Annotated in this window: 6 protein-coding genes and 1 tRNA gene; all 7 read right to left on the bottom strand. The window is 64.5% G+C overall.

The window, feature by feature from the left end; all coding sequences use genetic code 11:
* Positions 1-164: 164 nt before the first annotated feature.
* The 7 genes from AMA01_RS13270 to guaB all read right to left on the bottom strand — a co-directional run bounded on the left by AMA01_RS13270 (position 165) and on the right by guaB (position 7135).
* Positions 165-243: transfer RNA gene (locus AMA01_RS13270), tRNA-Arg, on the bottom strand.
* 196 nt (positions 244-439) lie between these two features.
* A complete protein-coding gene (locus tag AMA01_RS13265; RefSeq protein WP_067851714.1) occupies positions 440-2179 on the bottom strand; it encodes an ABC-ATPase domain-containing protein in 1740 nt (579 codons plus the stop codon).
* 46 nt (positions 2180-2225) lie between these two features.
* Entirely contained in the window at positions 2226-2699 is a 474-nt protein-coding gene (locus tag AMA01_RS13260) for a hypothetical protein (protein WP_067851712.1), read from the bottom strand.
* Between the two features lie 18 nt (positions 2700-2717).
* Complete coding sequence (gene serS / locus AMA01_RS13255; RefSeq protein WP_067851710.1) at positions 2718-3998, bottom strand: serine--tRNA ligase; 1281 nt, start codon at positions 3996-3998, stop codon at positions 2718-2720.
* 19 nt (positions 3999-4017) lie between these two features.
* Positions 4018-4599 (bottom strand): pyridoxal 5'-phosphate synthase glutaminase subunit PdxT, encoded by a 582-nt coding sequence (gene pdxT / locus AMA01_RS13250; protein WP_067851708.1) that lies wholly within the window; start codon positions 4597-4599, stop codon positions 4018-4020.
* A 73-nt stretch (positions 4600-4672) separates the two neighbouring features.
* Entirely contained in the window at positions 4673-5557 is an 885-nt protein-coding gene (pdxS, locus tag AMA01_RS13245; RefSeq protein ID WP_067851706.1) for a pyridoxal 5'-phosphate synthase lyase subunit PdxS, read from the bottom strand.
* Between the two features lie 93 nt (positions 5558-5650).
* Positions 5651-7135: an IMP dehydrogenase gene (gene guaB / locus AMA01_RS13240; protein WP_067851704.1), complete on the bottom strand. Its 1485-nt coding sequence runs from the start codon at positions 7133-7135 to the stop codon at positions 5651-5653.
* Between the last annotated feature and the right edge of the window lie 195 nt (positions 7136-7330).

Below are 7330 nucleotides of genomic sequence, written 5' to 3'. Positions count from 1 at the left end.
GTTAATTTGGGTAATCCGAGGGGATTCACAAAGGATGCGTTGGATGCCCTAGGTAGCCAAATCCTTCGGGACCTGCACAAAAGATGATTAGACAGACTGAAGGCGGACATGAAAAAAACGCGGACCCTCCGACCTCGGAGGATCCGCGCCATCGCTGCATCTTCTGGCGCACCCGGAGGGACTCGAACCCCCGCAAGACGCGGTTTAGGAAACCACCGCTCTATCCTACTGAGCTACGGGTGCACGGGAGCTGAACTGCTCGAAGCGCACATACATTATACCCCAAGGAGAGCTACCCCGCAAAGGAAATCTCCTTCCTCCGCACAGCGCGAGCGCCTCCTGGCGCTCCGTCTGCCCGCTGGGCTCTTGTGTTTGCCGCTCCAAATCAGTCGCATGCGCAGGAGCGGCAAACGTTCCTCGACGACTGTAGCCCACCGCGTCAGCGGCGAGGGCCGAGACTTCCCCCCTTCGCATCTCGCTGCTCACACCTCAGCGTCCGCAGCCGATTCAGCGCGGCTGCGAATTCGTACCGGCGAGGGCGGGCGAGATCGCCCGGATGGCCTGGGCGGAACGAGATGGAGCCCAGGCCGTCCTGATCCCACTGCGCCTCCATGGCGTCGAGGATCTCCCGGACCGTGAGCCCTTTGGCCAGCCAGCCCTTGCGCTCGATGTACAACAGGGCCGCCGCGATGGCGCGCGTTTGGCTGTCGTCGACGATCTGCTCCAGCGCGTGCAGGGAGATGTCCGTGGCGCCATATTGGATGGCATATCGCCCGCGTGCCGCCACCTTCGCCTTGTGGCCGCGCTGGCTGTTCAAGCTGTCGGGCTGCGGCACGCGCTGGCGGATAGCGCCGAACGAGCCCCCGCCCTCGGGTCGGCGAGCGCTGGGCATGGCGGCCGCAATGCGCTTCGCGTCCGCGGTGACGTCGTGCGGCACGTACGCCTCCATCTTGATGACGCAATCGGCAATGTCGAAGTAATCGCCCAGTCCTCCGACGACGAGCACGGTAGAGATGCCGTATTCGTCGAACAGCTGCCTCGCCTTGTCGATGTAGGGCGTGATGGGCTCACCCGACTTGGCCACCAGCGCCTGCATGCGCGCGTCGCGGACGAGGAGATTCGTCGCGCTCGTGTCCTCGTCGATGAGAAACGCTGTGGCGCCAGCCTCAATCATTTCCACCATGTTCGCCGCCTGCGAGGTGCTCCCGCTCGCGTCCTCCGTCGAGAAACGCGCCGTGTCCTTCCCGTGGGGAAGCGTGCCGATGAGCGGCGAGATGTCGACGTCGGCGACGCTGCGCCCGTCTTCGGCGCGAATCTTCACGGCCCCTGCGTCGGTGATGACGAACTCGCGGCCGTCGCCCGCGACGTGATCGTAGACGCCGTGCTCGAGCGCCTCGAGGAGCGTCGTCTTGCCGTGGAAGCCCCCGCCGACGATGAGCGTGATGCCGCGGCGAATGCCCATGCCGCGAAGCGGCTCTGCGCGGTGGGGCACGGGGATGGAGATCTCGAGCTCGGGCGGGCTCTCAAATGGCACCGCGCCACGCCGCAGAGGCTTGTCGCTGACGCCGCTCTCGCGCGGCAGGATGGCGCCGTTGGCGACGAAGGCCACGAGGCCGTGATCGCGCAGATACTGGCGCACGGCCTGCTGCTGATCCGCCAGTTCCACCGCGGGCCGGATCTCCTCCTCGCGCAGGCCATACACGGTGCGCTCCACAGCGGCGGGAATCTGCTCGAAGAGCATCGCCTCCGCTTCCCGCGCCAGCACACGCCTTCCGGCGGCTGGCAGACCGACCGACAGGCAGATGACGATCTCGTCCCGCCCAATCTGCACCGCCGTCCGCTCCAGCACCTTCTGCCCCGGCGCGTCGATGGCGATGAGCCCGCTCTTGCCGGTGCCGCGCGCTCGACCTGCCAGGCGGCGTAGCGCCTCGTCCATCCGCCGCGCAAGCAGGTCCTCGCACCGGATCCTGCGCCACGGCGCGTTGATCCACGCGTCGCCGACGGAGGTCTTGGTCCGCGGCACAAGGACCCGCACCTTGGACGGATCCGCGAACGGATCGCCTTGGACGTGATCGATGGCGAGAGTGAACGACGGGAAGGCGTACGCGCCCTCGAGGACCTCGTACGCCTTGTAGCCGCGCCCGTCGATGGATTGCAATTGGCGCCGCAGGGCCTCCATGGGCTGGCGCCTTGTTTCTGAACGCACGCCTCGATTCAACTTGCCGCTACTCCCCCCGTCGCTTCCACATGGATCGGAGTTCCGAAGTGCGCCCCTTCATGTCGATCTCGACGCGGGCCAGATCGATGACCAACGCGCCCTCGGTGCACGTGAACTCGTTCAGCTTGAGCGCGATGCCGAGCGGCTCGAGCAGGCTCGCGACGTTCAGCCGCAGGCTCTGGCGCAAGACCTCGATGCCCTGCGGCGCATCCTTCATGGCCTCCTGCAGGCTCATCTGCACGAGAGCCGGCGGGATGTTCACGAGCTTGCGCGCCGAAATCTCAATGGATATCTCGCCCTTGTCCGCGCTGCACGTCGGCCGCGCCGCGAAGTCGATGTTCCACATCAGAAACTTGAACTGGCCGCGCACGCCGTCCGGCTGGATGGCGAGAATGCGCAGCGGGACGTCCGGTGCGAACTCGGCGATCATCGAATTCAGGTCGTCCGCGGACAGCCGCACGCGGATGTTGGAGATTCGCACCCGAGATCCCTCCCAGGCTCAGCCCTTTGCAATGCGGTCGATCCCGCCCATGTACGGCACGAGCGCGCGCGGAATGCGGACCGATCCGTCCTCCTGCTGGTAGTTCTCCAGGATGGCCGCCACCGTGCGCCCAATGGCGAGGCCCGAGCCGTTCAGCGTGTGCACGAACTCAGGCTTGCCCCGTTCCTCCCGCCGGAAGCGCAGATTGGCTCGGCGCGCCTGATAGTCCTCGAAGTTGGTGCACGACGAGATCTCGCGGTAGCGGTTCTGCGCCGGCAGCCAGACCTCGATGTCGTACTTCTTCGCGTCCTTCGCGCCGAGATCGCCCGTGCAAATTTCGATCCGGCGGTAGGGCAGCTCGAGCGCCTCCAGCACGGCCTCGGCCTCGCGCGTCAGCTGTTCCAGGACCTCGTACGACTGCTCCGGCAGGCACAGGTTGACGAGCTCCACTTTCTGGAACTGGTGCAGCCGAATCAGGCCGCGCGTGTCCTTTCCGGCCGATCCGGCCTCCGAGCGGAAGCAGGCCGAATAGCCCGCGAATTTCACCGGCAGTTGATCGGCGGACAGAATCTCGTCCCGGTAATAGTTCGTGAGCGGCACCTCGGCCGTCGGGATGAGATAGTAGGGCAGCCCCTCGAGCTTGAACATCTCGTCGCCGAACTTCGGCAGGTTGCCCGTGCCAACGAGGCTCTCCTCGTTCGCGATGAACGCCGGGAACATCTCGGTGTACCCGTGCCGCTCCACGTGGAGATCCAGCATGAAGTTCGCGAGCGCCCGCTCCAGCCGCGCGCCGAGGCCCTTGTACAGCACGAAGCGGCTGCCGGTGATCTTCACGGCGCGCTCACTGTCGAGGATGTCGAGTGCCTCCGCAATCTCCCAGTGTGGCTTCGGCTCAAAGGGGAACGCCGGAACATCTCCCCACGTCCTGATGACCGGGTTGTCGTCCTCCGACTCGCCCTCCGGCACCGAGTCGTGCGGGACGTTCGGCAGCGCGAGCAGCACGTCTCGCACTTGCCGCTCCCATTCGCGCACCTCGTCGTCCAGCGCCTGTATCCGATCCGACACCTCGCGCATCCGCGCGATGTCCTCGCTCGCGTCCTCTCCCTGCCGTTTCTTGCGTGCGATGGCTTCGGACGTCTGGTTGCGCAGCGCTTTGAGGCGCTCCACCTCAGCGAGCGCATCGCGCCACTTGGCGTCCGCCTCGAGCAACCGGTCGATCTCGGCCGGATCGACCTTCTTCCGCTTCAGCTTCGCTTTGAACACGTCGGGTTGTTGCCGAATGGCTCGGATATCTAACATGTCACACCTCGCGCTCGAGTCAATGTGCCACCGGCGCCTGCGCCATGTTCAGAAAGTATTGGTGCAGGCGGTAGTCGTCCGTGAGCTCCGGATGGAACGACGTGGCGAGGAGATTGCCCTGCCGCACGGCCACGATGCGATCCTCGTACGTCGCGAGGACCTCCACGCCCTCGCCCACGGACACGATGTGCGGCGCGCGAATGAACACGGCCGGAAATGGGGGCGCGCCAATGGCCGGAATGTCGATCTCGGCCTCAAACGATTCGCGCTGTCGGCCGAACGAGTTGCGGCGAACAGTCACGTCCATCAGGCCGAGGTGGGTGGTGTCCTCTCCCTCGATGCGCTTCGCGAGGACAATCATCCCGGCACAGGTGCCGTAGATGGGCTTGCCTGCGCGAGCCAGTTCCCGGACGGGCTCCAGCATGTCGTACTCCCGCATGAGCTTGCCGATGGCTGTAGATTCGCCACCCGGGATGATCACGCCATCGGCGCCCTCGAGATCTCGCGCCCACTTGGCCTCGTAGGCCTCCGCGCCGAGCGACTTCAAGGCCGCGATGTGCTCCCGAAACGCGCCCTGCACCGCAATGACGGCAATCTTCATGGCCCATCCTCCTCTCATATGCAAAAGCCGGTGGGCCTTCGCCCCCGGCTCTCGCAGGCGTATCGTCTCCGCGTCACCAACCGCGAACCGCCATGCGCTCCTCCTCGCGCAAGGTGGCGAGATCAATGCCCGACATGGCCTGACCGAGGTTCTTGGACAGGTGCGCCAACAACTCGTAATCCTGATAATGCGTCACAGCCTGGACGATGGCGCGCGCGTACTTCTCCGGATTCTCCGACTTAAAGATGCCGGATCCCACGAACACGCCGTCCGAGCCGAGTTCCATCATGAGCGCAGCGTCGGCAGGCGTAGCGACGCCACCCGCCGCGAAGTTGACGACCGGCAGACGGCCGAGATCGTGCACCTGCTTGAGAAGATGGTACGGCGCGCCGAGATTCTTCGCCTCTGCGTACAACTCGTCCTCGGACATCGCCTGGACGCGGCGAATGGCGGACTGCATCATCCGCTGATGGCGCACAGCCTCGACGATGTTGCCCGTGCCCGGCTCGCCCTTGGTGCGGATCATCGACGCGCCCTCGGCGATGCGGCGCAGGGCTTCGCCGAGATCCCGCGCGCCACAGACGAACGGGACGGTGAACTTCGTCTTGTCGATGTGGTGCTTCTCGTCGGCTGGCGTGAGCACCTCGCTCTCGTCGATGTAGTCGACGCCCATCGCCTCGAGAATGCGCGCCTCCACGATGTGCCCAATGCGGCACTTCGCCATGACCGGGATGGAGACAGCGTTCATGACCTCTTCGACAATGGTCGGATCCGCCATACGAGCCACGCCGCCGGCCTTGCGGATATCCGACGGAACCCGCTCCAGCGCCATGACCGCGACGGCGCCGGCCGCCTCTGCGATCTTCGCCTGCTCCGCGTTGACGACGTCCATAATGACGCCGCCCTTCTGCATCTCCGCCATACCGCGCTTCACGCGATCCGTGCCGACATTCGACATGCCGCATCCCCCTCTGTATTGCAACCGGAACCAACCGGTGAGTGGTTGAAGACCTAACGATTATTGTAGTACAGCGCAGGTCCTCTTTCCACGTCAAATCGAGTAGTTCGGCGCCTCTTTGGTGATCTGCACGTCGTGCGGATGGCTCTCGCGAAGTCCCGCCGACGTGATCCGCACCATCTGGCTCTTCTCCTGCAGCTCCTGAATGGTCGCGCACCCCGTGTAACCCATGCCGCTTCGCAAGCCGCCGACGAGCTGATAGACAATCTCGCTCACGGGACCGCGGTACGCCACGCGCCCCTCGATGCCCTCCGGCACGAGCTTCTTCGTGTCGCCCGCCGAATTGTCTCCTTGGAAGTAGCGGTCGCCCGATCCGGCCCGCATCGCGCCGATGGACCCCATGCCGCGGTACACCTTGAACTGCCGACCCTGGTAGATCTCGATCTCGCCCGGGCTCTCCGCCGTCCCCGCGAGCAGGCTCCCAATCATCACGGAGCTTGCGCCGGCCGAGATGGCCTTCACGATGTCGCCCGAATACTTGATGCCGCCGTCGGCGATGATGGGAATGCCGCGCTTGCGCGCCGTGTTGGCGCAGTCGTAAATGGCCGTGACCTGCGGCACGCCCACGCCCGCCACCACGCGGGTGGTGCAGATGGAGCCCGGCCCGATGCCGACCTTCACGGCGTTGACGCCCGCGTCCATCAGCGCCTCGCAGCCCGCCGCCGTCGCAACATTTCCACCGATGAGCTGAATGTCCGGGTAGCGCGAGCGAACTTCCCGCACCACCTTGAGGACAAACTCCGAATGCCCGTGCGCGGTATCCACGACGATCACGTCGCAGTGCGCCGCCACGAGCGCATCAACGCGATCCATCACGTCTGGCGATACGGTCACCGCCGCGCCGACCACAAGGCGCCCTTGCGAATCCTTCGCTGCATTCGGGAAACGGCGCGCGTTCTCGATGTCCTTGATGGTGATGAGGCCGCGCAGGTTTCCCTCGGCATCCACGAGCGGCAGCTTCTCGATTTTGTGGCGCTGGAGAATCTCTTTCGCTTCCGCCAACGTCGTTCCCACCGGCGCAGTGATGAGGTTCTCCCGGGTCATGACTTCCCCGATGGGTCGGGAATCGTCCCGTTCGAAGCGCAGATCGCGGTTCGTGATGATGCCAATGAGCTTCTGCGATCCGCACTCCACAATCGGAACACCCGAAATTCGATACTTGCTCATGAGCGCTTCCGCTTCGCGCAGAGGCTTGTCCGGTGTGAGGTAGATGGGGTTGGTGATGACACCACTCTCGGAGCGTTTGACGCGATCGACCTCTTCAGCCTGCGATTCGATGGGCATGTTCTTATGGATAATGCCAATGCCGCCTTCGCGCGCCATGGCGATGGCCATGGTGGAAGTGGTGACGGTATCCATGGCCGCGGACACGATGGGGATGTTGAGCCGAATATCCGTGGTCAATCGCGTGGAGACGTCCACGTCTCGCGGTAGGACGGTCGAGTGAGCTGGCAGCAACAGTACATCGTCGAAGGTCAGGGCCTCGCTCGCAAATTTGTGTTCCCAGGCACTCGTCACGGTGGTTCCTCCTCTTCATCTCACGCTCTGCACATGGCGTCCCGAAAATATTGTGAGCAGTATAGCAACCGGCTATGGGGGTGTCAATGCGGCGATTTTGTAGAGGCCCCGCGCGCCAACGTGAAGGTCATAGATTTGTCAAGATGACAAAACCGTCTAGAGCTTCGTGCGAAGGGGCGGGAGCAGGGCTTCGGC

This window comes from Alicyclobacillus mali NBRC 102425 (assembly GCF_001570745.1).
Classification (GTDB): Bacteria; Bacillota; Bacilli; order Alicyclobacillales; family Alicyclobacillaceae; genus Alicyclobacillus; species Alicyclobacillus mali.
This window is presented reverse-complemented; position numbering and strand designations above follow the sequence as displayed.

What these genes read in the sequence shown, in the direction of transcription:
- pdxS (WP_067851706.1), bottom strand. Translation starts at nt 5,557, where the DNA reads ATGTCGAATGTCGGCACGGATCGCGTGAAGCGCGGTATGGCGGAGATG.
- pdxT (WP_067851708.1), bottom strand. Translation starts at nt 4,599, where the DNA reads ATGAAGATTGCCGTCATTGCGGTGCAGGGCGCGTTTCGGGAGCACATC.
- AMA01_RS13265 (WP_067851714.1), bottom strand. Translation starts at nt 2,179, where the DNA reads ATGGAGGCCCTGCGGCGCCAATTGCAATCCATCGACGGGCGCGGCTAC.
- serS (WP_067851710.1), bottom strand. Translation starts at nt 3,998, where the DNA reads ATGTTAGATATCCGAGCCATTCGGCAACAACCCGACGTGTTCAAAGCG.